Source organism: Variovorax sp. P4_D9 (assembly GCF_056401695.1).
Genome location: NZ_JBFUIU010001003.1, coordinates 1 through 2,870, shown reverse-complemented (window position 1 = coordinate 2,870; position 2,870 = coordinate 1). Strand labels below are relative to the sequence as shown.

The following is a 2,870-nucleotide window of genomic DNA, read 5'->3' as shown; positions in this document are numbered from 1 at the left end:
ATGCACCTTCGCCCGCTCGAGGACCCGCCGGAGCCTCTCTTCCGCGATGGCAATCCTGGCGAACAGTCGCAGATCCACGTCCGACGGCCCCGGCCCGAGGCCTTCGAGTTGGCTGCGATACGCGGCGACGATTCGCAGGTGGATCGCTTTTCGCAGGTTCACAGCCGCGGTCCAGGCCCTGCGTGCGCTCATCTCGGCAATCACCGGCGAGCTTCGGGATGCGCTTCCCCTGCTTCGCGCACTCGGCGCCGCTCGGCCAGGGTCCATGCTGGGGGGTATGGCGGTACGCGAGGTATTCAACATTTCTTCCTCGAGGGTTTGTGTGGGAAGGTTTCACATTTAATACCGTTGTCTTATAGTGATGGTGCCGAATTTGTAAGACAGACGCTCATGCATATGTCCCATTGGTAACGATCGGTTAATGGCTCTCGGGGAACGCGGAGAATCGAGTTGCAAAAGATCTTGCGAAACGCATCGAGTCGAGATTGCGGCACTCCGATGAAGTCGTCCACGACGTGCCAGCTGATCAACGCGATCAGCTATGGGTCCCGGGCCGTGTCTTTTGGCTCGCCCAAGCCGTAGCGTGGCGAACCAGGCTCTATGGTCCTCAAACGCAKTGGATTGAAGAACGCGAAGCATGAAGCGGCGCAGCCGTCGCTGCCAGATGCCATAGCTCAGCCCACACAAGGCCAGGCGGACTGGGTGCTGACTGCCTGCGCACGCGTCTTTCGGCCCATGATTCGCCTCGCCGTCGCTTACGGCATCAAGCACGGCCATCTGGAAATTCTGTTGCGCGACCTCTTGCTCGACGAAGCGCGCCGCGCCTGGGTCGAGAAGGGCACCGAGCCGAACATCAGTCAGTTGTCGGTCACCACGGGATTGAACCGCAAGGCGGTCACGGCCAAGGTGCGGGAGCCTGAAGAAAGTCTGCCGCGCTCCGAGATGTCGGCCGAAGCGAAGACCCTCACGCTGTGGCTGCAGGCGTACGCGGACGACTCCGCACTGCGCTCGCTGCCGATCGCGGCCGAAGGAGACGGGCCCTCGTTCGAAGCGCTGGCCCGGCACGCGAGCCGTGGCGACGTGCACCACCGAGCCATCCTGGACGAACTGGTGCGCCTTGGCATGGTGACTGAATCCGGCGGCCGCGCCGAACTCGCCACGGGCGGCTTCGTTCCCGCGAACGACCTGAAGCAGATGCTCGCCTTCCTGGGCGACAACACACGCGACCACCTGCTGGCCGGCGTGTCGAACACGCTGGGCACGAAGGCGCCCCTTCTCGAGCGATCGGTGTTCGCCGGTGGCATCTCGCTGGACGACTGCGAGCGCRTTCATCAGTTCGTGCGGGAACGCTGGACGGGACTGCACCATGCGCTGACCCATGAAATGACGCGCGCCTACAACGCCGCCGACGARGGCGCGACAGGCCGCATCCGTGTCGGCATCTACACTTACTATGAAGACACCGCAGCTGAGGCTGCGGCACCAGAGCCAGAGCCACGATCAAGAGCACCAGGGAAAGCAGGATGACCAGCCACCTACTCCGCGCCGGGATCGTAGCGCTGTCCACTGCCTTACTGCTCTCYTGCGGGGGTGGGGGCGGCGGGGGCGGTGGTGCCCTWTTTGGCAGCGCCRGCAGCAGCCCATCGCTTGCAAATGCCAATGGCAGCCTGATGGGCGCGACCAACGGCTCCTCCGGCGATGCTGGCGCCGCTGGCGTCTCTAGCCCCGCAGGCGGCGGTCTGGGCGGCATTGCGGCGGATGCCGCGAGCGGCTCGACCACCACGGCTTCGAGTGTCGACGATGGATCGGGCGTTGGATCCGGGGGAACGGGCGTGAGCACCGCTGACGCCACCAGCGTCGGCGCAGTCGATGGGGCGGGCAGCATCTTCGTCAGCGGTCTGCGCTACGACACGGCCCAGGCTGTGGGCAATATCCAGGACGCCCCGGCCGGGCTGCAATTGGGCATGACCGTGAAGGTCACCGGCCCGGTCAACCCCGATTTCACGAGCGGCATCGCCCGGCGCGTGGACTCAGCCGCGGACCTTCGCGGCCCGCTGCTGGCGGTCGACGTGCAGCAGGGCAGTTTCATCATTCTCGGAACCACGGTCACCACGGACGAGGCTACCGTGTGGGCCGACGCCTCGGGCCTCGCGGCGATCCCAGCCGGCAAGACACTGCAGGTCTGGGGTCTGCCCGGGCCGAGCGGAGTGCTGCGCGCCACGCGTGTCGAGCAGCACGACCCCGCCGCGTTCATTCTCACGGGGACCGTGCAGGGCCTCGACGCGGCAGCCCACGCCTTCACGCTCGGAGGGTTGGTCGTCGATTACGGGGCTGCCGTGCAATCGGGCAGTCTCGACGGCCAGCCGCTGGCAGACGGGACCGTCGTTCGCGTGCGGGCGGACACCTTGTTCCAAGGCCGCCTGGCCGCGACATCGGTTCAGTGGTGGTACCCGGTGCCGAGGACGGAGGGCACGACTGCGCAGATCGCGGGCCTGGTGACGAACTTTGCAGGCCCGGCTTCCCTGAGCGTGCTGGGCCTGCAGGTCGACGCCTCGGCCGCACAAATCACTGGCGGTCCCCCAGGGTCAATCGGCAATGGCGTCAAGGTCGAGGTCGGCGGACGCATCGCCAACGGCATCCTGAAGGCGACGAAGCTGAAGATACGGCATGTGCCAGGCACTGGCGGGCCGGCTTCGTTCGACCTGATCGGAACCATTGGCTCCTTCCGTTCAGCCGCCGATTTCCGGGTCAAGGGACAGCCTGTAAACGCCGCGAGCCCGGGCGTGGACTTCAGCAACGGCACTGCGGCCAATCTCGGCAACGGCGTCAAGGTGCATGTCCATGGCACACGAGTCCTGAACGGCGTGCTT

3 protein-coding genes are annotated in these 2,870 nt (G+C 65.8%); 2 read left to right on the top strand and 1 reads right to left on the bottom strand.

The genetic code is table 11. The annotated features are described in order from the left end of the window. Nucleotides 1-204, bottom strand: a 204-nt coding sequence (locus AC1DY5_RS49890; protein WP_478121717.1) for a hypothetical protein, incomplete at its 3' end; no start/stop codon positions are given. Between the two features lie 498 nt (nucleotides 205-702). Between AC1DY5_RS49890 and AC1DY5_RS49885 the strand changes: the two genes are divergently transcribed. Both AC1DY5_RS49885 and AC1DY5_RS49880 read left to right on the top strand, forming a co-directional pair. Beyond that, nucleotides 703-1,527: a DUF6502 family protein gene (locus AC1DY5_RS49885; protein ID WP_478121718.1), complete on the top strand. Its 825-nt coding sequence runs from the start codon at nucleotides 703-705 to the stop codon at nucleotides 1,525-1,527. Nucleotides 1,528-1,670: 143 nt separating this feature from the next. Continuing rightward, nucleotides 1,671-2,870 (top strand): DUF5666 domain-containing protein (locus AC1DY5_RS49880; RefSeq protein WP_478121716.1); only part of this gene is annotated, 1,200 nt, incomplete at its 3' end.